General features: G+C 70.7%; 13 protein-coding genes. 6 read left to right on the top strand and 7 right to left on the bottom strand.

Annotation, left to right across the window (positions count from 1 at the left end):
* Nucleotides 1-292: 292 nt before the first annotated feature.
* Nucleotides 293-1,531 carry a hypothetical protein gene (locus ACSRUE_RS22190; RefSeq protein WP_441293211.1) on the bottom strand — a complete coding sequence of 413 codons (1,239 nt, stop codon included), beginning with the start codon at nucleotides 1,529-1,531 and terminating at the stop codon, nucleotides 293-295.
* A 147-nt stretch (nucleotides 1,532-1,678) separates the two neighbouring features.
* Between ACSRUE_RS22190 and ACSRUE_RS22185 the strand changes: the two genes are divergently transcribed.
* The 5 genes from ACSRUE_RS22185 (at nucleotide 1,679) to ACSRUE_RS22165 (ending at nucleotide 8,256) form a co-directional block, all read left to right on the top strand.
* Nucleotides 1,679-2,032 (top strand): BON domain-containing protein, encoded by a 354-nt coding sequence (locus ACSRUE_RS22185; RefSeq protein WP_441293114.1) that lies wholly within the window; start codon nucleotides 1,679-1,681, stop codon nucleotides 2,030-2,032.
* Between the two features lie 443 nt (nucleotides 2,033-2,475).
* Nucleotides 2,476-3,747, top strand: coding sequence for a radical SAM protein (locus ACSRUE_RS22180; RefSeq protein ID WP_441292740.1), 1,272 nt, complete (start codon nucleotides 2,476-2,478; stop codon nucleotides 3,745-3,747).
* The gene (locus tag ACSRUE_RS22175; RefSeq protein ID WP_441292739.1) at nucleotides 3,744-4,709 is read left to right on the top strand and encodes a hypothetical protein; all 966 of its coding nucleotides are present in this window, start codon (nucleotides 3,744-3,746) and stop codon (nucleotides 4,707-4,709) included. The genes ACSRUE_RS22180 and ACSRUE_RS22175 overlap by 4 nt, the downstream gene beginning before the upstream one ends.
* Nucleotides 4,710-4,959: 250 nt before the next feature.
* Complete coding sequence (locus ACSRUE_RS22170) at nucleotides 4,960-5,859, top strand: glycine zipper family protein (protein WP_441292738.1); 900 nt, start codon at nucleotides 4,960-4,962, stop codon at nucleotides 5,857-5,859.
* A gap of 183 nt (nucleotides 5,860-6,042) precedes the next feature.
* Nucleotides 6,043-8,256, top strand: coding sequence for a hypothetical protein (locus ACSRUE_RS22165; protein WP_441292737.1), 2,214 nt, complete (start codon nucleotides 6,043-6,045; stop codon nucleotides 8,254-8,256).
* 172 nt (nucleotides 8,257-8,428) lie between these two features.
* Here ACSRUE_RS22165 and ACSRUE_RS22160 read toward each other — a convergent pair whose 3' ends face one another.
* The 6 genes from ACSRUE_RS22160 to ACSRUE_RS22135 all read right to left on the bottom strand — a co-directional run bounded on the left by ACSRUE_RS22160 (nucleotide 8,429) and on the right by ACSRUE_RS22135 (nucleotide 16,747).
* The gene (locus ACSRUE_RS22160) at nucleotides 8,429-8,731 is read right to left on the bottom strand and encodes a hypothetical protein (protein WP_441292736.1); all 303 of its coding nucleotides are present in this window, start codon (nucleotides 8,729-8,731) and stop codon (nucleotides 8,429-8,431) included.
* Nucleotides 8,721-9,005 (bottom strand): hypothetical protein, encoded by a 285-nt coding sequence (locus ACSRUE_RS22155; protein ID WP_441292735.1) that lies wholly within the window; start codon nucleotides 9,003-9,005, stop codon nucleotides 8,721-8,723. Before ACSRUE_RS22155 ends, ACSRUE_RS22160 begins: the two co-directional genes overlap by 11 nt.
* A gap of 158 nt (nucleotides 9,006-9,163) precedes the next feature.
* Nucleotides 9,164-9,856, bottom strand: coding sequence for a hypothetical protein (locus ACSRUE_RS22150; RefSeq protein WP_441292734.1), 693 nt, complete (start codon nucleotides 9,854-9,856; stop codon nucleotides 9,164-9,166).
* Between the two features lie 228 nt (nucleotides 9,857-10,084).
* Nucleotides 10,085-12,274 (bottom strand): RHS repeat-associated core domain-containing protein, encoded by a 2,190-nt coding sequence (locus ACSRUE_RS22145; protein WP_441292733.1) that lies wholly within the window; start codon nucleotides 12,272-12,274, stop codon nucleotides 10,085-10,087.
* Nucleotides 12,275-12,832: 558 nt separating this feature from the next.
* Nucleotides 12,833-13,687: a hypothetical protein gene (locus tag ACSRUE_RS22140; protein WP_441292732.1), complete on the bottom strand. Its 855-nt coding sequence runs from the start codon at nucleotides 13,685-13,687 to the stop codon at nucleotides 12,833-12,835.
* A 162-nt stretch (nucleotides 13,688-13,849) separates the two neighbouring features.
* On the bottom strand, nucleotides 13,850-16,747 hold the full coding sequence (locus tag ACSRUE_RS22135) for a DUF4215 domain-containing protein (protein WP_441292731.1): 2,898 nt from the start codon (nucleotides 16,745-16,747) through the stop codon (nucleotides 13,850-13,852).
* A gap of 485 nt (nucleotides 16,748-17,232) precedes the next feature.
* Here ACSRUE_RS22135 and ACSRUE_RS22130 point away from each other — a divergent pair, with 485 nt between their 5' ends.
* Nucleotides 17,233-22,938, top strand: coding sequence for a DNA repair ATPase (locus tag ACSRUE_RS22130; RefSeq protein WP_441292730.1), 5,706 nt, complete (start codon nucleotides 17,233-17,235; stop codon nucleotides 22,936-22,938).
* Nucleotides 22,939-22,964 lie beyond the last annotated feature (26 nt).

Genomic DNA, 22,964 nt, shown 5'->3' with positions numbered 1-22,964 from the left:
TGGCGTCGTCACTGTGGCACAACGTCTCTGTGAGACGGTTTGGTCGATCCGGCATGGGGCGCCTTGCGCCTCGCAGCGGGCCTGACCGGGTGAAATCTCCCTGAAAACGGAGCGAAATACCGCCCTCGCCGTCCTGGAACACCCCTTGCGATGCTCGGATCGCGCCGGGGCGTCGGGGCCCTGGCGCTTCAGCCCACGCGGCGCCGGACAGGCACGCACGACAGGCGGCCCGATACGGCTGTCCTCCCGCACGCTCGTGCGTCGCCCGAACGTGGCCCGAGCGTCGGCTGGATCACCGGAGAGGAGCGGCCCAGTTTCGCTGCCGTGTCGCTCTCCTCGCAAGAAAGGCGGAGGAGTCATGCCGAATCGTCAGGGATGGATCGACGAGGAACATAACGATGGGCCGGGGCGCGACGACGAGCGGTTTGGGCCAACCCAGGGTCAGCGAGGCGATGAGCGATATCGTGGCGAGCGTGGAGCGAGCGGGGATGCTAGTTACGGGCATCGTGGCAACTACGAGCAAGTCCTCCAGCGAGACGATCGGCGCCATTCCCGCGGAGGTCACGATGATCTCCGCGGTCGCTCCGATCAGCGAGAGTCTGTCGGACGCGGCCACGAGGGCGAGCGCGGCGGCGAGGGCGACCCGAGCTGGCGCGGCCACGGCGGCGAACGCGGCTGGGAAGGCCGACAGGATCGCGCCTGGGGGCAGCGCGAAGACGCCCAGCGTAAGGACTGGGGCGGCCAGCGTGATGACTTCCAGCGAGGAGGTCGCGACGATCTTGACGCCGGGCGCGGCCACGGCGGCGGCCAGGGCGGCTTCGGAGGCGGCCAGGGCAGCTTCGGTGGCGGCCAGGGCGGTCACGGCGGCCAAGGTCACTTCGGCGGCGGCCAGGGCGGCTACGGCGGCCAAGGCGGCTTCGGCGGCGGCCAAGGCGGTTACAGCGGCGGCCAGGGCGGATTCGGCGGCGGCCAGGGCGGCCTCGGCGGCGGCCAGGGCGGCTTCGGTGGACAGGGCCACTTCGGCGGCTACGGCAGAGAGGGATTCGGCCGCGGCCAGGGTGGATTCGCCGGTGGCCAGGGCGCCTATGGCGATGAGGGCGGACAGGGCCGCTTCGGCGGACAGGGCCGCTTGGGCGAACAGGGTGGCTTCGGCGGACAGGGGCACTTCGGCGGACAGGGTGGCTTCGGCGGCAGCCAGGGCGGTCATGGCGCCGGTCAGGGCTATTTCGGTGGCCAGGGTGGATTCGGCGGCCAGGTTGGCCAGGGCGGCTTCGGCGGACAGGGCCACTTCGGCGGCGGCCAGGGCAGTGAGGGCGGCCTCGGAGGCCAGGGTGGATTCGGTGGCCAGGGTGGATCTGGTGGCGGCCAGGGCGGCTTCGGTCGCCAGGGAGGCCTGGGCGGAGTCCAGCACGAAGGATACGGAGCCCGCGGCGGCCTCCGGCAGTGGGCCGACGACGAGCGCGGCTGGAACGAGCGGCCAGGACAGCAACGCGGGTACGAAGGCCACGGGTCGTCCTTCGGCGGCGATCAAGGCCCTTCCCCTCAGCCCTACGGCGGACAGGGATCCGGCGGACAGGCCTCAGGCGGCCGCAGCTTCCTCGAGACCGTTCGACAGGGCGGCGGGCTCAGCGGCTCGCGTGGTCGCCCGCCCAAGGGGTACAAGCGCTCGGACGAGCGGATCCGCGAGGAACTCTGCGACCAGATCTTCGATCAGCCGGACCTCGACGCGAGCGACGTCGAGGTGAAGGTGCAGAGCGGCGAGGTCATCCTCTCCGGGACCGTCCGCGAGCGTCGCTTCAAGCACCAGCTGGAGGCGCTCGCCGAGCGGATCTCGGGCGTGGTCGACGTGCGGAACGAGATCCGGCTCTACCGCGAGCCGCAGCAGGGCGAGGCGAGGACGAGCACGGGGTCGTCGTCGAGCGAGCGCGCGGCCGCGGGCACGAGTGGTGTCACGGCGGGCTCCGCGACCTCCATCGGCGCGACGTCACCCCCGGAGGCGAAGAACAACGATTCGCGCCGGAACGCCTCCTGAGCTCCGGAGCGAATGGCCAAGGTGGGCGGACCGCCGCGCAGCGGTCGATTGCGGGCCGAGCGCGTGGCACATGTGGCGGCGGGAGCCGCCGCAGCCACGCCTACGCGGCTGCGGGAAGTTGCCCCGGAGCGGCAGAACAACCGCCAAGCCGCCAAGGACGCCAAGGAGAGAAGAGGAAGGGGGCCGTCCGGGCATCCCCCCCTATTCCCCGGTTTTCTTGGCGTCCTTGGCGTTCTTGGCGGTTCATTCCCCTGGTTTCCAAGCTGGTCGGTGCTCAAGCACTCTGCGGGAAGTTTCCCCGGAGCGGCGGCGCGGCGAGGGCGCTCTCCTGACCGGCGCCAGCTGGTCCTCGAGGCCGGCGCCGGCTTCGCCCGCGCCGCGGACGGCCGCCCCCTCGAGTCCCGTTGACTCGACTCGGTGACTCATCGACCATGTCGTCCATCATGGTCCCCTTCGTTGCCTTCATTCCGCTGTCGAACTGGCTGCGGGGCTTCGATCGCTACGAGATGCGTTACTCGAAGGCGTTGATCCGCGAATCCACCTTCCCCGACGCTTTCTACATGCTGAAGGAAGACGAGCCCTTTGCGCCCGGGCTCCAGAAGGCGCGGAGGCTCGTGACGAGGCTCGGGCGGCCGAAGGATCGCGTCGTGGCGCTGCGGGCGCGGCTCCCCGTCGGGCCCGACGCGATGCGCCCGAACGACGTGACGGGCACGGGCATCGGCTGGCGCTGGCCGTCGAGCGAGATCCCTTTGAGCGGCGTGGCGTGGGTCGATGGGCATGGCGCCCTCGTGCCCACCCGGCACGAGGAGATCACCGCGGAGGCCTTTCGCCTCGATGACGCCGGCCTCATCGACTGGGCGAGATGTCGGCCGCGGAGCCTCTCGGTGCTGCCCGTCGCGAATGCCTGCCAGGCGCATTGCGCATTCTGCTTCTCGAAGGCGAGCGTCTCCGATCTCGCGCGCCAGCGGAGCGCCACGCTGGAGCGCTACGTCGACTGGGCGAAGCGCGCGAAGGAGCGCGGCGCCGAGCGCGCCGTCATCACCGGCGGCGGCGAGCCGACGTTGCTCGAGCCCGAGCGGCTCCGCGCGCTCGTTCACGGCCTCTCCGAGCTGCTACCGAAGACCCTCCTCATCACGAACGGCGCGCGCCTCGACCTCGCGCAGCTCGAGCGGCTCCGGGACGCAGGGCTCACCACCCTCGCGGTGAGCCGGCACGGCGTGACGCGCGAAGACGACGCGCGCATCCTGGGGATCGAGGTCGACTCCGGCGCGCTGGGGAGCGCGCCGGGCCTCCGCACGCGGGCCATTTGCGTGCTCCAGCGCGGCGGCGTCGACGACGCCGCGAAGGTGCGCGCCTACCTCGAACGGAGCGCCGGAGAGGGGTTTCAGGAGGTGTGCTTCAAGGAGCTCTACGTCTCGAGCCTCTCGGAGAACCCGTGGGCGCCGAGCGCGGCCAACCGGTATTGCGAGGCGAACCAGGTGCCTCTCTCGCTCGTGCTCCACACGCTCGCGGACCTCGGCTTCGAGCGACGCGCGGAGCTCCCCTGGGGGAGCCAGGTCTTCGAAGGAACCGTGGGAGGCCGCGTGCTCCGCGTGGCGGCCTACACCGAGCCATCGGTCGGCTGGGAACGGACACATGGCCTCGTCCGCTCGTGGAACGTGATGGCCGACGGGTCCTGCCTCGCCTCCCTGGAAGATCCGAGCTCCACGTTATGAAGCACGAAGCGTTTCTCGCCCGCCGCGCGGAGCTCAGGGCCACGCGCCCTTCGCTCGTCGATCTCTCGGAGCTCAACGTCTACCGGAGCCTCGCGCGTTTCTTCCCGGTCATCGCGCCCTCGACCCACCCGGAGGCGCCGTATCGCTGTCACCTCGCGGAGCGGTTCCTCGCGCACCTCGAGCTCCCGCAGGCGCTCAGGCCACGCACGCAGGTCAGCCATGGTATCCGTCGCTCGCTCCGCGCGTTGTTCGGGCTCCTCGCGAAGCGGGAAGCGCGCGTCGGCGTCCCCGCCGACGTCTACCCCGTCTACCAGCAGCTCGCAGCCGAGGCGGGAGCGACCCTCGTCCCGTGGAATGCTCGCCTCGGGTTACCTGCCCTCGACGGGCTCGACGCGGTGTTGCTCTGCGAGCCCCTGAAGCCGTGGGGCTCGCACCTGTCGCCGCTCGAAGCGGACCGGCTCCGGCGCTGGGCGCGCGCGGACGAGCGGCGCATGCTGATCCTCGATTCGGCCTATGCGACGCCGCCGACGGAGCAGGCGCGGGCGCTGCTCGACGACGGGAGCGCGATCCTCCTCGCCTCGCTGTCGAAGGGCTGGCTCATCCCGGATCACGCGGGGCTCTGCATCGTGCCCGAGCGTTTTCAGAAGGAGGCGCGGGACGCCTTCGCGAGGCTGCCGAAGGACGAGCCGCGGGTCCGGATCGGGTACGCGGCGCTCACCGAACATGCCTCGCGCCCGCGGGAGGTCGGCGCGCTCCTGTGCGAGCGCGCGCGCCGGCTCGACACGCTGACGAGCGCGAGGCCCGATCTGAGCGCTTCCCGGTGCACCGGCTACTTCGCGATCTCGGCGAGGCCGTTCGGGGAACTGCTCGAGCTCGGGATCCTCGGCGTTCCGGCGCCGGTCTTCGGCGGGCCCGAGGACCTCAGCGTGCTCTCGAGCCTCGAAAGCCAGGAAGCCCGCTGAGCCACGGCGCTCGGCGCACGGATACTTGTTGAGCCGGCGTCACCTTTCCATGAGGGCCGTATCGCATCCTGGTTGTGCGATCCCGGTAGCCCCCAGCAGGAAGGCTCGCGGCGGGCGCCTGTCCATGCCTGTCAAGTCTTTTCGGCCGCACGCCGGGCGACCGAATTTGGCCCCATCCCTCCCCTCCTTGTGATCCTATCGGAGACGCCGGTCGCAGGCGCCGCATCCTGCACCCTGCTCGCGTCTGCCTATGGCCGAGGTGCTCGCCGCATCGCTCGCGTTCCCTGCCGTGATCTTCACGGTCGCGCTCGCGCTCGCGCTCATCTACTGGCTGTTCGTCCTCCTGGGCGCGGTCGACCTCGACCTGCTCGGCGGCGCCCACGGCCACGCTGCCCCCGACCTCGGCGGGCTCGAAGGCGCAGCGAAGGGCGCCCTCGAAGGCGCAGCGAAGGGCGCCCTCGAAGGCGCAGCGAAGGGCGCGCTCGAAGGCGCCGCCAAGGGCTCGCTCGAAGGCGCCGCCAAGGGCTCGCTCGAGGGCGCTGCCACGGGCACGGCGGAAGATGCCGGCTCGCTGCTCGCCGCGCTCCAGCTCCACCGCGTGCCGGCGACCGTGACGCTCACGCTGATCGCGGCGTTCGGCTGGTTCACGAGCGCCCTGTCGACGGTGCTCGTCGAGCCGCTCTGGCTCGGCTGGGGGCTGCCTCGCTGGACGCTCGGCGTCGCGGTGCTCGCCGGCTCGCTCGCCGCGGCCGTGATCTCGACCTCGCTCGCGGTGCGGCCGCTCGGCCCGCTGTTCGTGACCCGGCACGCCCAGTCGAAGAAGGATCTCGTGGGCCGCGTGTGCGTCGTCTCCACCGGGCGCGTCGACGAGCGCTTCGGCCAGGCGACGATCGACGAGGGCGGGGCGAGCCACATCCTCGACGTCCGGTGCGACACGCCCGGCGCGCTCCGCCGGGGCGACCGCGCGCTGCTCGTGAGCTGGGACCCGGACCGAGAGGTCTTCAGCGTCGAGCCGCTCGACGCCCTCCTCGGCCCTCCCCCTCCCCTGGCCGAGCGGGGTGCGTCCCGCGTGGAGGCACGCCCGGCCGGCGTCGAGGAGGACGACGCGCCCGCGGCGCGCGCAGCCGACGAGCGGCAGCGCCGCGGCTGAACGCCGGCGCGGGCGCCGCCGCTGAACGCCGCTGTCGGGCGGGCGGTTTCGTGTACGCTCGTCCCCGAGGGGGCGTCATTCCGCCCCCGCCCCGGCTCTGAGCGGGCCTGGCCGTCCGCCCCGCACCGACGTGAACGCGGGGGCCGGCGCCCTCCCCTCCACCGAAACGCGAAGGAGCTCCGCGTGCCCCCTGTGACCGTCCCCTTAGTCATCGTCCTCGTCGGCGTCCTCGCCTTCGTCGCCCTCGGGATGCTGGTGATGTACGCCAAGTTCTACCGCCAGGTGGATCAGGGCAAGGCGCTGATCATCAACACGAGAGGCCAGGAGCCCATCGTCACCTTCACCGGGACGCTGGTGCTGCCGATCATCCACCGCGCCGAGTACATGGATATCTCGGTCAAGACGATCGAGATCGACCGGCGCGGCAAGGAAGGCCTCATCTGCAAGGACAACATCCGAGCGGACATCAAGGTCACCTTCTTCGTGCAGGTGAACAAGACGCAGGACGACGTGCGCACGGTCGGGCGGACCATCGGCTGCGTCCGCGCGTCGAACCCGGAGACGCTCGAGCAGCTCTTCGCCGCGAAGTTCTCCGAGGCGCTCAAGACGGTCGGCAAGCGCCTGAACTTCGAGGACCTCTACAAGGAGCGGCAGAAGTTCAAGGACGACATCATCGACGTCATCGGCAAGGACCTGAGCGGGTTCGTGCTGGCCGACGCGGCGATCGACTACCTGGAGCAGACGCCCATCGAGCTGCTCGACAAGGACAACATCATGGATGCCGAGGGCATCCGGAAGATCACCGAGCTCACGGTCGCGCAGAACGTGCTGACGAACGAGCTCCGCCAGAAGGAGCGGATGGAGATCGGCAGCCAGAACCTGAACTCCGACGAGGCCATCTTCCGCTTCGAGCAGCGCCGGGCCGAGGCCGAGGCGAAGAAGGCCAAGGAGATCGCGGTGGCGCAGGCGCGCGAGCAGAACGAGGCCGCGCGCATCGTGAGCGACGAGCGCAAGAAGACGGTGCTCCTCCAGGAGAAGAACGACGAGGAGGCCTTCGTCGCCCGCGAGGCGAAGGAGCGCGGCGTCTCGGTCGCCCAGAAGAACAAGGAGCGGGAGGTCGCGGTCGAGACCGAGCGCGTCGAGAAGGCGCGTCAGCTCGAGATCGTGAGCCGCGAGCGCGACGTGACGCTCCAGCAGATCGCGCGCGAGAAGGAGCTCGAGGTCCAGAGGAAGGACATCGCCGACGTGGTCCGGGCGCGGATCGCGGTCGAGAAGACGGTGGCCGAGGAGGAGGAGCGCATCAAGGACGTGCGCGCGGTGGCCGAGGCGACGCGCCTCAAGGACGTGACGCGCATCAACGCGGAGGCCGAGGCGCAGGAGCAGCTCGTCAAGCAGCTCAAGGGCGCGGAGGCGAGCGAGGAGGCGGCGAAGTTCCGGGCGCGCGAGAAGCTCATCACGGCCGACGCCGAGCTCGAGGCGAGCGACAAGGCCGCGCGCGCGAAGATCCGCCTCGCCGAGGGCCACCAGGCCGAGGCCGCGGCCGACGGGCTGGCGCGCATCCGGGTGAAGGAGGCCGACGCGCAGGCGATCGAGAAGCAGGGGTTCGCCGAGGCGCGCGTGGCGCTCGAGAAGATGAACGCCGCCGCCGCCGGCGAGGAGAAGCAGGGCCTCGCGCGGGTGATGGTCAAGGAGGCCGAGGCGATGGCGATCGAGAAGCAGGGTCGCGCCGAGGCGACGGTCGCGAAGGAGCGGCTGCTCGCCGAGGCGGCGGGCATCGAGCAGAAGGGGCTCGCCTCCGCGCGGACGCGCGAGGCCGAGGCGCTCGCCCTGGAGAAGACGGGCCTCGCCGAGGCGACCGCGATCAAGCAGCGGCTCCTGGCCGAGGCGGCCGGCACGGCGGAGAAGGCGGCGGCGATGAAGGCGCTCGACGGCGTCGGGCGCGAGCACGAGGAGTTCCGCCTCCGGCTCGAGAAGGAGCGGGCGGTGGAGCTCGAGTCGCTGCGCATCCGGGCCGAGATCGCGAAGGCGCAGGCCGAGATCCTGCACGGGGCGTTCGAGCACGCGAAGATCAACATCGTCGGCGGCGACGGGGCGTTCTTCGATCGCTTCGTCAAGGCGGTCACCCTGGGCCAGTCGGTCGACGGGCTGGTCGACCAGAGCGCGACGGTGCGCGCCCTGGCCGGCGACTACCTGAACGGCAACGCGAGCGTCACGGAGGACCTGAAGCAGCTCGTCGCGCCCGGGGGAAAGCCCTCGGACGGCACGCTGTCGGGGCTCCTGACGTCGCTCTTGCCGAGCGCCGACGCCGACGGGAAGAGGAAGATCGAGGCGCTGGCCCAGAAGGCGCGTGAGCTCGGCATCGACGAGCTCGCGAAGCTGCGCGGCCCGCGCGCCTGAGCGGCGCTCCCGCTCCGGAGACGGGCCCACCTCGACGTCTTCGGTGCCCGGCGCACCGGAGCGCGCCTGCGCGCGGGCTGCCCCTCCGAAATCGCGCGCTCAGGGAGGGGCCCCGGGCGAGCTCACGGCGAACGCGCTCCGACCGTGCGAGGCGACCAGCACCGGCGTTCGATCATTCATCGACGGCGAACCCTTCGCGCCGGAGCGCGTCGTATCGCTCGCGTCCACCTCGCAGATAAGTCTCCACGGTCGCCCGCGCTCCTGGGTGTTTCTGGGTCAAAGCGCGAGCGGCGAGGAGGAGATCTTCCACAGTGCGGGAGACGATTCGCGTCCGGCAGGTGCCCGATGCGGACGCCGAAGGTAAGCGTGAGACGAAGAGTTCCGGATTCATCCAGTGCTTGACCAGCGTGTCCGAAGCCTCCTCGATGATGGGCAGGTCGAGAGCCTGCGCGATCGTGAGGCCTTCATCTGCCATGAAATAGCCAGCCAGCCTCGTTCATGTAGAGGTCCTCTTCCGCCGTGTACAAGCCTACATGGACCATCGGATCGCCGGTCGCTGACAAACGTGCCGTCGGCCACGTCGACGAGACGAGCGCGGCGTCGTCCTCAGGCTCTTCGCCGCCCGGAGAGTCCAGACCGAGGCATATCAACTGAAAGAGTCCGAGGGCCAGTGAAGGCGTCTTTGGATGGGTCCCTCGACGCACCAGGCCACCGAAATCTTCTTCCAGTTCGAACACTTCGTCGAACACGGCGCTCCTCGCAGATCGAGCTCCTCGGCGAGTCGCTCGAAGCTGCATGTTCTCGAGGCATCCCGAAATACGCGCTCCCGCATGAAGAATGTTCTCACGCGTTCCGAGAGATGCCCGCCGAAAGCCTCCAGCGACGGACGAGGTTGGCTCATGCAATTCTATCCCATTGCCTCGATCCCTGCTTTGCGAAGCGCCGCCAGCCTGGCTGCACCACCGGGGCGGTATGTGTCTACTGCGACGCTGACACCTGGGCAGGACTGCACGGCACGCTGGACAAGAACAACCACCTCCGCCGGGGAACTCGCAACGATGAGCGTCTTTTTATTTCCAGTCTCCGGTGACCCGACGACCCGGACCCACATGGTGGAGTTGCGCCAATTCGCGACGACAGAATCAGATGCCTCCTCGACGCTCTGCAGCGGGAATGAGCCTGCCAGATCATGGCCTGCGTCCGTGTCGATCGAAACGGTTGCATGGTCCGGAATCTGCGACATCATTTCGGACTCAAGTGCGATATTTTCCAGAAAGGCGCGCATCGAGCCGGCCTCGGCTTCTACCTTGTCAATAATTCCAATGTGTAGCCAGACTCTCCCGGTATCATCGATGTATAGATGGCTTTCGTCTGCGTATAGACCGATCAGTATCAGCTCACGCCCGAGCTGTGCGTGCATGACGCGGGGCCATGGTCGTGGAGTGAGCGTTGCCGACGAATATCCCGGAAGCTCCATGGCTTGCTGCTCGGGAGGCGTCAGTGCGATCATCTGATACAAGCCTATGGCGAATTCGGGTTGCCTGTGGGCCTTGTCGGCGCGCTTTACCATGCCACCGAAGTCCTCTTCGACCTCGAACACGGCATCGTACCACGGGACGCCCAAGCGCTCTAGCTCCGCGGCGAGCGTCTCCCAATCACACGAGCGGGACACGTCTCGGAATACCCCCTCGTTCTCAAGAAAATTCCGTGCACGCGACGATAGGCGATCGCTGAATAGAGCTGACGAAGGTCGTGACATAGTATATGTTAGCTACGCGCAGAGCGCTGCCATCCTCGCCGTGAATCGAGGTGCCACGCGCCTAGATTGTCAACCCCAGGAACGTCGCCCCGGGGGCGCTGATTGGCCCTCATGTTGAACTCGGCGGACGGCGTGGTCGTAGATGATGTTGGTCCTCTGCCTTGCGAATTGTCGAATCCCGGTGCGATGACTCCCGTGGGGGGGCATCATTCCGGCCAACGCGTAGAGTCGAGGTATCGTCTGAGAACAGTTGGGGCACGATGCTCGAGGGACATCGCCTTGATGTGAAGAGATGCCCCCTTCGCGATCGATCTCGTTCATGGCCGCGCGTAGGTTTTGTCGCCACTTCGGGTCGCCCGGCCTACATGTTCGCGGCTGATTTCGCTGCTCCCAGTCGCTCAAGTGAGCGGAAAGTGCCGCTGGTTCAGCGCAGTGCTCAGGACTTACCCTCGAGGTCGTACCTCGAGCATTGGAAGGCGGCAGGGCAGCGAGTACAGCAGTATGAAGCGCATTCGCATTGCCGCTCATCCCTGTCACGACGGTTCGGTCTCGTCGCATGATCGTCGTCGCGCAAGGACGCAAGCCATCCAGGTCGATGAGCTCGCTCGGCCATCCATCGGCGTACGCATAGGCCCGCAGGCTGCCCTGGATCCCGATCGGCTCCGGGCTGAGGTACACCCCTGTTACCGGGTCGTAGTACCTGTGCCAGTTGTAGCAGAGCCCCGTCTCCTCGTCCGCATATTGCCCCGGAAGCCTGAGCGGCGCGATCCTGGTTTGTTCGGCCGGCACGTCGCCGTACAGCCCGGTCTCGATCTCCGCCGCGACGCTCCCATCGCCCCCGACCATCGCCTCCGGAAACCCGTTCACGCCATGGACGAAGTACCTGAGCGCCCCTGCCGCACCGTCCCGCTGCGCGAGCGGCAGCACGCTCTCGGGCAGCGTGACGTACCTCCGCTCTTCCACGACCGGCGCCTCCCCATCCCGCGCTCGCTCGCTGCGCTCGTGCACCATCACATCGCCGCGCCAGGCATATCGCGTTACGCTCTCGGTCCTCCCGAGCCGCGCCACGCGCTTCTCGATCCTGCGGCCGAAGGCGTCATAAGCGAACGCGATCGTCCTCCCCTCCGGGGTCCGCACCTGCGTGAGCCGCCCATCGCTGCTCCAGTCGTAGGTCCACACGAGCTCGCGCCGCACCTCCCCGTGACCGTCCAGCTCGCTCACGCGTTTCCGCACCACATCGCCACGCTCGCTGTAGTCGTAACGCACGGTCTCTTGTCCCGTCGTGCGCGCCGTCAACCGCCCCCCAGGCGTGTACGTCCGCTGCTCGCCCTCCCTCTCCATCTCCCCTGCCACGGTGAGGCGGAAGCGCTCCACCGCCTTGCCCGCCTTGCGCCGCTCGACGACGCGGCCGTTCGCATCGCGGAGCAGCTCTCCGATTTTGCCGCGGAGATCCTCGTCGGCGCGGAGCAGCCCCGCGGGCGACCAAGCGTACGTCCTGCGCCACGTCTCGGGTGCGATGAGCGGCCCCACCCACGCGGGCTCTCCCGGCCCGATACGCGGCGCCGCAGGCATGCCGAGCACGCGCTGCCGCTCCATCCACCCCTCCGCGTTGACGTCGGTCGCGATCGTGCCGCCGCCTGGCAAGAGCCGCTCGACCTCGAAGCCGCGCGCGTCGTAGGCGAGGCGCAGCGGCGCGCTCTCCCCGCCGATCTGCACGGCGACGGGCCGCCCCCGGACGTCGCGCTGCACGCTCATCTCGCCGCCCGGCCCGCGCAGGGAGCTGGCCTTGCCCATGGCATCGTAGGTCCACGCGAACGCCGCGAGCACCTCGGTGCCCCGCCGTGTCACCTCGGCCGTCACCCGCCCCCGCCGATCGTAGGTGTACTCGCACTCGACATCGCCGCTGACCGCGCGCTCGATCCGGCCGAGCGGATCGTACTCGAACACGTCCTCGCGCCCGTCGGAGGTGCTCCGCTTCACGAGCCTGCCGAGCGGATCGTACTCCAGGTCGACGCGCTCGAGACCGCACTCCCTCCGGACGATCCTGCCCAGCAGATCGAGCCTGTACCGGATCTCCCGCCCGTCGAAGGTCCGCTCGCCGGTGATGCGCCCCTCGGCGTCGCGCTCGATCCGGTGCTCCTCGCCGGCCTCGTTGACGATGCGCACCAGGTCCTGCTCGCGGTCGTCGAGCGCGTCGTTGCCCTCGCGGTGACACCACGCCTCGATGCAGCGCCTGTCCTTGTAGCGAAACTCCGCCACGACCCCGCCGGGCTCTTCCCGCCGCACCAGGCGATGGTCCTCGTCGTAGGCGAAGCGGTGCGCGTGCCCCGCGGCTCCGCGAACAGGTACGCCAGCCCTTCCGCTGCGAGCGCGTAGCCCCACGCGTACCGCGTCAGCACCCCGCAAACGGGGCCGTTCGCGCCATGCGGGCATGCTCGGCGATGGGAGTGCCGAGCACAACCCGCGCGCAGCTCCTCCACGTTCTCGACCGCGCCGTGACGACGCGGCGGCGGTCCCCCCGCCGTTGCCGTGTCCCCGGGGCGCGTCGCCGACGCGGCGGCGGCTCCCCGGCGCGCATCGCCGACGCGGCGGCGGCTCCCCGGCGCGCGTCGCCGACGCGCCGCTGCATGCCGGCGGGCGTCCCCCCACGCGCCGCTGCACGCCGGCGCGCGTCGCCGACGGCCGCCTTCGGGATCCGCGAGAGCTCGCCCGAGCGGACGGCGCTCCCGGCCGCCTCGAGGGCAAGCTTCTCGCCGACCGCTACCGATCTCCCGATGTCATCGAGCCATGACCGCTACGGCTTCCTCGTCACGTGGATCACGGCGGCGAGGCACATCTCGTCGAGGGTGCTCTCGCCGAGGTGCACGTCCACCGGAGCGGGGAGGTGCTGCTCCTTGAGCGCCCTCGCGAGGTCATGTCCGTGCCGACATAGTGCATGTGCGTGCCGGCGCCATAGAGGTACGTCTCCGAGAGAGATACCGCGGCGGGCAGCCTGAACTGCATGGTCTCGACATGATCCGTCGCGCCGGCGGGGATCAGGAACTCCACGCCATCGGCGTCGTTCGGCCCGGGGAGGAGGCCGCGGCCCTGCGCGAAGGGAGACTCGAAGTTGCCGATCAGCGCGATGCCCATGAGCCACTCCGGCACGCCCTGGGTGAAGCGCAGCTGGAGGCGCGTCGCGTCGGGCTCGGCGGTCGTCCCGGCCGGGTGATAGTGGACTTGCATCACCAGCCGCGCCCCCGCCGGGAGCTCAGCGCCGATGTTCGGTTCGAGCTCGATGGGGACGCCCCCCGGCGCCCACGCGGCGACGAGCTCGCCCGAGAACCCGGGGCCGCCAAAGCAGTCGTATCCGCCGTGCTCATCCACGAGCGCGTCGGTCACGCCATCCCTGTCGATGAACACGAGCGCGTGGTGCACGACCTTGCCGTTGCCCGGCATGAGGTGCACGCCGTTGATGTACCGCGTCTCCGTGAGCCCAGGATCCATGACGAAACACCGGAACTGATCGGCATCGCCGCTCGCGACGAACGGCTCCTTCGGCGCGACCTCCAGATCGACGCCGGGCAGCCCCGGCGCCTCGGCTACGAACGGGGGCGGCGCGTCCGCCGGCTCCCCCTCGGGAGCGCCCGAGGCGGCCCACGCCTCGAGGACCGCTATCTCCTCCTCCTTCAACCCGGGACGAGCGCGAGCAATGTGAGCGCGCCAGATGTCGACTTTCGCATGGTACCCCCCTTTCGATAGCCCGCGTGTTCACGTGCCCTGAGCCGTCGAGAGGGCAGCGCGGCGGCCCAGGCGAGCCGCCGCGCTCCCGTCGCCGTCAGGGCTCGCGCCGGATCAGTGGACCTCGTTGTGGCACGTGGCGCTGCAGCCGTCGCCGCTCGCGGTGTTGCCGTCGTCGCACGCCTCGAACGCCGCCTGCCGCACGCCGTCGCCGCAGTGCGGGCCGAACACGCAGCCCGGCGCGCACTCGCCGTAGCCGCCGTCGTTCTCGCCGTCGTCGCACTGCTCGGGCGGCGCCTGGGTCACGCCGTCGCCGCAGCGCGGGCCGTACACGCAGCCCGGCGCGCACTCGCCGTAGCCGCCGTCGTTCTCGCCGTCGTCGCACTCCTCGCCGAGCTCCCGCTGCACGCTCCCGTCGCCGCAGACGGCGCCGATCCGGCAACCGAGGCAGCCCATGCTGCCGTCGTTCACGCCGTCGTCGCACTCCTCGCCCCACGCGTCCTGGGTGACCCCGTCGCCGCACTTCGCCGCGTCGCCGCACTCCGGCGTGCACCCGCCGTAGCGGCCGTCGTTCACGCCGTCGTCGCACGTCTCGTTGGGCTCCTGGACGACCGCGTCGCCGCAGCGCGGCCCGGTCAGGCACTCCGGCGTGCACCCGCCGTAGCGGCCGTCGTTCACGCCGTCGTCGCACTCCTCGCCGAACTGGCTGTCGATCTCCTCGTCCCCGCAGCGGGGGGCCGCCACGCAGCCCGGCGCGCAAGCCTCGGAGCCATAGCCGCCCAGGTTGGTGCCGTCGTCGCAGATCTCGTACGGCGAGGTCGCCACCCCGTCGCCGCAGTAGAGCCCCAGCGTGCAGCTCGTCGAGCATTTCCCGTACCCCGGGCCGTTCTCGTCCGCGTCGTCGCACTGCTCGTCGGGCGTGACGATGCCGTCGCCGCACACGGGCTCGCACACGGACGAGGCCGCGTTGAAGCCGCCGAGCGTCAGCTTGTAGCTCGACGCCGTGGTGTGGCGCTCCGCCTGGAACACGACGACCTCGTAGACGCGCCCCTCCGTGAGGCCGAGGTCATCCATGCGCACCGTCCCGCGATCGTCCGCCACACCGGCGACCTCGCCGGTCCCCATCGGGGTGTGGATGCCGCCGAGGTCGATGCGGAGCCGGTTGTTGATGAACACCCAGACGTCGTCGTCCCCGTAGAAGTCGAGCCGCTCCCCGCCGTGGTACTCGAACCAATAGCGGACCTCGCTCGTGAAGTAGAAGTTGTGGTTGCCCGCCACGGCCCAGTCGTTGAACGGATCGCGGGCCTCGCGGCTCGCCTCGCGCTGCGCCACCGGCACCGACGGGTCCTGCCAGCCCTTGCCGTCGAGCGGGAAGAACAGGTGATCCTCGAAGCGGAACACGTTCGACGTCCCGACACGCGCGAGCGGGAGCCAGTCCACGACCGTCTTCGAGAGGGACGAGTCGTTGTACCAGCGGTTGAAATCGGTGGCGTTCGTGAGGAAGGCGTTCTGCCGCGCCGCCGCGAACTGGGGCTTGCCGTCGGCGCCGAGCGCGCTCTGCACGATGCCCGTGACGATGGCGTCCGGGGGGTTGGTCCCGGGCTCGAAATTCGGCTGACCTGCCTTGAAGTCGCGGTACACGATCGGCACGCGGAGCTCGTCGCCCAGGGTCGAATCGTTCCTGCAGCTGTACCCCGGCTCGATCGTGCACGCGCTCGAGCAGCCGTCGCCGCTCCTCGTGTTGCCGTCGTCGCACTCCTCGCCGCCGAGGCGCAGCCCGTCGCCGCAGGCCGACGAGCACCCGCTGTCGCCGCAGTCCGGCTCGACCTGGCAGAACGGCGTGCAGCCGTCGCCGAGGTTGGCATTGCCGTCGTCACACGGCTCCGAGCCCTCCCTCTTCCCGTCGTTGCAGACGGTAGCGCGGCAGATATAGCCGCCGGGCGCGGACTGGCACACGAGGCCAGGCTCCCACTTGCAGGTGGCGTCGCACCCGTCGCCATTCTTCGTGTCGCCGTCGTCGCAGTCCTCGCCCTCGACGACGCGCCCGTCACCGCAGACCGCCGTGCAGCGGCTCCCCGCGCGCGCGCAGTCGAACCCGGCCTCGAGCGCGCAGGTCGACGAGCAGCCGTCGCCCGAGACCGTGTTGCGGTCGTCGCACGCCTCGCCCACGCCGATCTGGCCGTCGCCGCACACGACCGTGAACGTGCAGTGCACGCCGTCCGGGCACTTCCAGCCGGCCTCGACAAGGCAGCTCGGCGAGCAGCCGTCGCCCGGCTCGGTGTTCCCGTCGTCGCACCGCTCGGTCGGCCGCAGGCGGCCGTCGCCGCAGCGCTCGACCGGCTTGCAAGGCTGCCCGGGGACAGGGCACGTGACGCTGCCGGGGTCCTCCAGCGCGCAGACCTCGGAGCACCCGTCTCCGGACACCGCGTTCCCGTCGTCGCAGCTCTCCCCGCCCGAGACGCGCCCGTCGCCGCACGAGTGGAGCCGGACGCACGGCTCCCCCGGGCTCGGGCAGACCCAGTCGCCCGGCTCCCTCTGGCAGCGATCGTCGCAGCCGTCGCCCGAGACGGTGTTGCCGTCCTCGCAGCTCTCGCCGGGCTCCACCGCCCCGTTGCCGCAGACGATCGTCGTGTGACAGAGCTCCCCGGGCTCGCAGACGCAGTACGGCTCCACCTTGCAGGCGCCAGAGCAGCAGTCCCCGGGGAGGCTGTTCCCGTCGTCGCACGCCTCGCTCCCCTGGTTGATCTCGCCGTCGCCGCACGCCGGCTCCACCGCGTCGCACTCCGGCGGAGGATCCGGCGATTCGCAGGGATCGCCCCCGGCGCCCCCGCTCCCGCCCGATCCGACCGTCATGAACCCGCCGAAGCCCCCGCTGGGGTCCTCGCCGCCGGTGCCTGAAGCCCCGCCGCCGCCCGCACCGCCCTCGCCGCTGCCCGTGCCGCCCTCGCCGCCGCCACCCTCGCCGCCGCCACCGCAGGCGACGAGCGGACCGGCGAGCATGACGAGGAGCACGGAAGTAAGTCTCTTTCCCAAGCCCATCGACGCCACCATCCCAACTTGCTTCAGAAGGTCGTCACGCTGTCCAAGCCACGCCGCGAGGCGCCTCGAGCGACGAGGTACGCCGCTGGAGACAGAGTAAGCGCGCGTCGCACAGGCGCGCGCTTGCATCGACATGTGGGTCGCCCTCGTTCCCGCTCATCGCAACGCAGCCACCCGCGTGGAGCAAGCGGATTTCACGGTATAGCGGGTTCCCGACGCGCCGCCCGTCGGGGCGCGACGGAATCCGCCGGCGGCGCGGCGGCGCGGCGGCATGGCGGCGCGCGAACGACGGCGGCGGCGCTCGGGCTTGACATCGTCGGAAGACGTCCCGGCCCCGCCGCGCGCTCGCCATCTCGCCCCCCGGACGCGGCGAACGGCTGTAACCTGGCCGCGGGCAGGCCGAGGCCCGCGCGGATTCGACGCGGGGCGGGCCTCTCGGCTGACCACAGGGAGCATGCATGGTGTCGACAGGGGCCTTGGACGGCGCGGCCCGAGCGGCGGGGGCGTCCCCGCCGCAGGCGGCGGAGCCGCTGGACGGGGGCAATTACGAGGTCATCCGGCGGCGGCTCGTCGAGCGCGCCGAGGAGCTCGCCCGCCGCGCCGAGGCGCTCAACGCGCGGCGAAAGGAGGTGTTCGGCGGCACGGACCTCGCGCTCCTGGAGAACGCCCGCGTCAGGACCGAGAACAACTGCGTGCCGCGCGACATCGTGAGCATCCGGGGCAAGCTGCTCGTCGGTTACCTCGTGTTCATGGGGCTGAAGGAGGTCGACGTCGGCGACGTCTTCAGCCTCCACCGCTTCGCGAAGGACGGCGGCGCCTTCGACCTGACCCACGTGCCGCTCGACGAGGGCGAGGCGTTCCTCGGCGACCCCAGCTTCGTCAAGGAGTTCAAGGACCTCCACCGCTACGTCAAGGAGCCCCGGCTTCTCCAGCTGCGGCGCAGCGGCGAGACGCGGCTGCTCGCCATCTTCCAGGTCGGCGCGACCGAGCGCGACGTGAAGGTGTTCCGGTGGAACATCGACGCGACCGGGCGCATCCGGTACCTCGACGCGCGCGGCGACGAGGACAACGTCCGGCCGCGCGCCCACGACTTCGCCTGGACCCAGGCCACGCGCGACGACCACGTGCAGGGCAAGCACCCGCACGTCGCGATCCTCGGCGAGATCTTCGTCGAGACGGTCGGCGGCGATCTCACGGTCAAGATCGAGAACAACACGACCACGGGGCTCGGCATCTACCGCGAGCCGGTCGACGACGCGGGCCAGGCGCTCGACGACGCCGACATCCAGTACGCCCGGCTCGGGCCGCTCATCCTGCTCAAGATCAAGCCGTTCCGGGAGCCCTCGTACCGCTACTTCGTCTACAACGGCCGCACCCGGAAGGTCACGCGCATCGACGCGATCGGCCTCGCCTGCCTGAGCCTCCCCGAGGACCAGGGCATCGTCTTCCCGAACGGCTACTACCTCATCACCGGCGAGACGAAGCGCTTCGAGGGCAGCACCGAGAGCCTCGTCTTCGAGCGGGTCATCCGCTCTCCGAACGGGGAAGACGTGCTCTACGTGTTCCACCAGGTCGTGGACGGGCGGTACGTGCTCTTCCCGTACAACCTGATCCGCAAGGAGATCGCGACGCCGATCCAGTGCCACGGGTACAGCCTCTTCGACGACGGCAAGATGGTGATCTTCCGGGCGTCGAGCGACGAGGCGACCCGCGTCCACCCGATGCAGATCTGGCAGACGCCGTTCATGACCGCGGAGTTCGCGGCGTCTGCGCCGACCGACGGCTCGTACCTCGCGAAGGTGGGCAACGCCGACCTCGTGCGGGGGATCTCCGACGCGCTCAGCATGCGGCGCGCGGCGCTGGACGGGTCGCCGACCCGGCAGACGTACGAGGATCTGATCAGGACCGCCGAGCGGATGACCGACGCCTACTACTGGCTCGGCCACGCCGAGGCGGGCAATCTCCTGTCCGTCGTGAACGAGCTCCGGGGCGTCTCCGAGAGCATCGTCGACGAGTTCGAGAAGGTCGAGGGCATCAAGGCGCGCGCCGCGGCCGCGCTCGCCGAGGCCGAGGCGGCGCAGCGGCAGCTGCTCTCCGGGGTGCGGCCCGAGGACGCGGCGAGCGTCGACGCGTTCCTGAAGGCCCTGACCGCGCTGCGGCGGCAGCGGGGGCACCTCATCACGCTCCGCGAGCTCAAGTACATGGACCTCGGCCGCGTCGACGCGCTCGAGGCCGAGATCGTCGCGCGCGCCGACGAGGTGAGCCAGGCGTGCGTGACGTTCCTCCTCGGCGAGCAGGCGTTCCGCCCGCTGGCCGACCGGCTCGCGGGCCTCATCGCGAAGATCGAGGCCGTCGCGAAGTCGCCCGAGCTCGCGCCGTTCGCCGCCGATCTCGACGCCGTGAACGAGGGGCTCTCGGTCCTCGCCGAGATCGTGGCGAGCCTCAAGGTCGACGACCCCACGGCGCGGACCCGGATCCTGGAGGGGATCAGCGAGGTCTACGCGCAGCTGAACCGCGCGCGCGCGACGCTGAGCGCCCGCGGCAAGGACCTGCGGGGCGCGGAGGGGCGCGCCGAGTTCGGCGCGCAGTTCAAGGTGTTCGGCCAGAGCGTCTCGAGCGCGATCGCGGTGTGCGACACGCCCGAGCGCTGCGACGCCGAGCTGTCGAAGCTGCTCGTCCAGCTCGAGGAGCTCGAGGGGAAGTTCGGCGAGTTCGACGAGTTTTTGGGCGAGCTCGCGGCCAAGCGCGAGGAGGTGAACGACGCGATCGCGGCGCGTCGACAGGCGCTGCTCGACGAGCGGCAGCGACGCGTCTCGAACCTCGTCGCCGCGGCGGACCGGATCGTCCAGGGGGTGGCGCGGCGGGCGCGCACCTTCCCGGGCGTGGACGAGCTCAACACGTACTTCGCGTCCGACGCCATGGTCGCGAAGCTCCGCGATCTCGCGGCCGATCTCCACGCGCTCGGCGACAGCGTGAAGGGGGACGAGGTCGAGGCGCGGCTCAAGTCGGCGCGGCAGGACGCGCTCCGGGCGCTGCGCGACCGCGAGGACCTGTTCGAGGGCGGCGGCGACGTCATCAAGCTGGGCCGCCACCGCTTCAACGTGAGCACGCAGGCCCTGGAGCTCACGCTGGTCCCGCGCGGCGACGGGCTCGCGCTGCACCTCACCGGGACCGATTTCTTCGAGCCGATCGAGGACCCGGCGCTCGAGAGCGCGCGCGATCTCTGGGGCCAGGAGCTCGCGAGCGAGACCCCCGAGGTCTACCGGGGCGAGCTCCTCGCGGGCTCGATGCTCGCGGACGCGGAGGCGGGGCGCGGCGGGCTCTCGATCGAGCGGCTGCGCGAGGCGTCGCTCGGCCCGGGCGGGCTGCTCGGCGCGGTGCGCGCGTACGCGGAGGGCCGGCACGACGAGGGCTACGAGCGCGGCGTCCACGACGCGGACGCGGCGCTGATCCTGGAGAAGCTGCTCGCGCTGCGGTCCACGGCGGGGCTCCTGCGCTTCGGGAGCGCGCCGCGGGCCCTCGCGTGCCTCTACTGGGCGGGGCTCGACGCGCGCGCCCGGGACCTCGCGCACCGGCGGTCGCGGAGCCTCGGCCGGCTCGCCGCGCAGCTCGGCGAGAGCGAGGCGCGGGCGGCGCTCGCGGCCGAGCTCGCGCAGGGCGTGGCGGCGGCGGCGGCGGCGCACAGGCTCGCGGCGAGCGCGGCGGACGTGCGCGTGGCGGCGCGGTACCTCGTGGAGGAGCTCGCGGCGGAGCGCCCCCGGTTCGTGACGAGCGACGCGGCGCTCTCGCTGCGCGACGCGCTGCTCGCGCGCCTCGACCTCGAGGGGGGCCGGGCGGCGTTCGAGGAGGACCTGCGGCAGCTCGAGAAGCACCCGGCCGAGCGGCTGGAGCTCGCGCTCGCGTGGCTGAAGGGGTTCGCCGCGGTCGCCAACGATGGGGGCTCGCCCGGCAAGCCGGGCTCTGCCCCCAAACCCTTGGCCAACGATGGGGGCTCGCCCGGCAAGCCGGGCTCTGCCCCCAACCCCCCGGCTGCGCTAAGCCACCTCGCGCTCGAGGCGGCGGTCGTCGTCGTGACGGAGCGGCACATCGAGCGGGAGCCGAGCGGGGCCGTCACCGAGGCGCGCGTCGAGGGGCTGCTCGGGCAGCACCCGCGCATCAAGGAGCGCGCGATCGCGCTCCGGCTCGACGAATTCCTGAGCAGGATCGAGGACTTCCTGCACGAGAGGGCGCCGCGCTACCGCGCCTACAGGAAGGTGCGGAGCGAGATCGCGGAGCGGGAGCGGAAGCGGCTGCGCCTCGAGGAGTTCGCGCCGCGGGTGCTCACGTCGTTCGTGCGCAACCGGCTCATCGACGAGGTGTACCTGCCCCTCGTCGGCGCGAACCTCGCGAAGCAGCTCGGCGCCGCGGGCGACGTGAAGCGCACCGACCTGATGGGCATGCTGCTGCTCATCTCGCCGCCGGGCTACGGCAAGACGACGCTGATGGAGTACGTCGCGAGCAAGCTCGGCCTCGTGTTCATGAAGGTGAACGGGCCGTCGCTCGGCCACGAGGTGACGTCGCTCGACCCGGCCGAGGCCCCGAACGCGACGGCGCGCCAGGAGGTCGAGAAGATCAACCTGGCGTTCGAGATGGGCAACAACGTGATGCTGTACCTGGACGACATCCAGCACACGAACACGGAGCTGCTCCAGAAGTTCATCTCGCTCTGCGACGGGCAGCGCCGGATCGAGGGCGTGTGGCGGGGCCGGACGAGGACGTACGACCTGCGCGGCAAGAAGTTCTGCGTGGTGATGGCGGGCAACCCGTACACGGAGTCGGGCGCGCGGTTCCAGATCCCCGACATGCTGTCGAACCGGGCCGACACGTACAACCTCGGCGACGTCCTCGACGGCAAGCAGGCGCTGTTCGCGCTGAGCTACCTGGAGAACGCGCTCACGTCGAACCCGACGCTCGCGCCGCTCTCCGGGCGGGCGCCGGGCGACACGCACAAGCTCATCCGGATGGCGCAGGGCGAATCCATCGCCGCGTCGGAGCTCGAGCACGCCTACTCCGCGGCGGAGGTCTCGGAGATGGTCGCCGTGTTCGAGCGGCTCTTCCGGGTGCAGAAGGTGCTCCTGTCCGTGAACCTCGAGTACATCCGGAGCGCGTCGCAGGACGACGCCTTCCGGACGGAGCCGCCGTTCAAGCTGCAGGGCAGCTACCGGAACATGAACAAGCTGGCCGAGAAGGTCGTGGCGGCGCACACGCTCGAGGAGGTCGACCGGCTCATCGACGATCACTACGTGAGCGAGTCGCAGACGCTGACGACGGGCGCCGAGCAGAACCTCCTCAAGCTCGCCGAGCTGCGCGGCCGGATGACGCCGGAGCAGGCGGCGCGGTGGGACGAGATCAAGAAGGGCTTCGTGCGGATCAAGCGCATGGGCGGCAAGGAGGACGACCCGGTCGTGCGCGTGACCGGCACGCTGTCGATGCTGGGCGAGCAGCTGGAGGGCATCCGCGGCGCGATCGGGAAGGCGGCCGCGGTGGCGCAGGCGGGGGACGCGCGGGCGCGGGAGATGAAGCAGTGGCTCGCGCCCGAGATGGAGCGGCTCTCCGCGGCGCTCAAGGGGGCGGCGCAGCCGCGGGTCGACGTGAAGGTCGAGACGGATCGCTCGGTGTCGGAGTTCGTGGGGCACCACCTGTCGCTGGTGGAGCGGCTCGTGGCGCCGCTCGCGAAGGCGACGACGCAGAGCGCGTTCGGCATCCGGGCGATCGAGGCGCAGGTCTCGGAGCTCGCGCAGGGGCTCCGGTCGCTCGACGAGAAGGTCCGCGCGGCGGCGCGCCCGCAGAGCCAGCCGCCGCCGCCGCGCTTCGAGGCGCGGGTCGGGGCGGCGTCGCCGGCGAACTTCTACCGGACGGCGCCCGCGGCCGACGTCGTCGACCACGGCGGCATCTTCGTGCCGACCTTCCGGCCGCCGCCGGCGCGCGGGACGACGGTGGCGCTCAAGATCCCGTTCGCGGAGGGCGGCGAGATCGACGCGGTGGGGGTGGTCGAATGGACGCGCGAGACGGAGCAGGAGGGCCCGCCTGGGTTCGGGGCGCGCTTCGTGCGGCTCTCGGGCGAGCAGCGGCAGCTCGTGGAGGGGTTCGTGCGGCAGCGGGAGCCGATGCTGCTCGGCATGTGAGCGGGCTCGCAGAGCTGGCGCTCACG

Origin of the sequence: Sorangium sp. KYC3313, assembly GCF_052075895.1 — a bacterium.
Lineage (GTDB): Bacteria > Myxococcota_A > Polyangia > Polyangiales > Polyangiaceae > Sorangium > Sorangium cellulosum_B.
The sequence above is the reverse complement of the archived record's forward strand: the minus strand, read 5'-3'. Positions and strand labels throughout refer to the sequence as shown.

Excerpts from the sequence above, each read along its gene's own strand:
- ACSRUE_RS22180 (WP_441292740.1), top strand. The coding sequence starts at position 2,476 with ATGGTCCCCTTCGTTGCCTTCATTCCGCTGTCGAACTGGCTGCGGGGC.
- ACSRUE_RS22175 (WP_441292739.1), top strand. The coding sequence starts at position 3,744 with ATGAAGCACGAAGCGTTTCTCGCCCGCCGCGCGGAGCTCAGGGCCACG.
- ACSRUE_RS22160 (WP_441292736.1), bottom strand. The coding sequence starts at position 8,731 with ATGGCAGATGAAGGCCTCACGATCGCGCAGGCTCTCGACCTGCCCATC.
- ACSRUE_RS22170 (WP_441292738.1), top strand. The coding sequence starts at position 4,960 with ATGGCCGAGGTGCTCGCCGCATCGCTCGCGTTCCCTGCCGTGATCTTC.
- ACSRUE_RS22130 (WP_441292730.1), top strand. The coding sequence starts at position 17,233 with ATGGTGTCGACAGGGGCCTTGGACGGCGCGGCCCGAGCGGCGGGGGCG.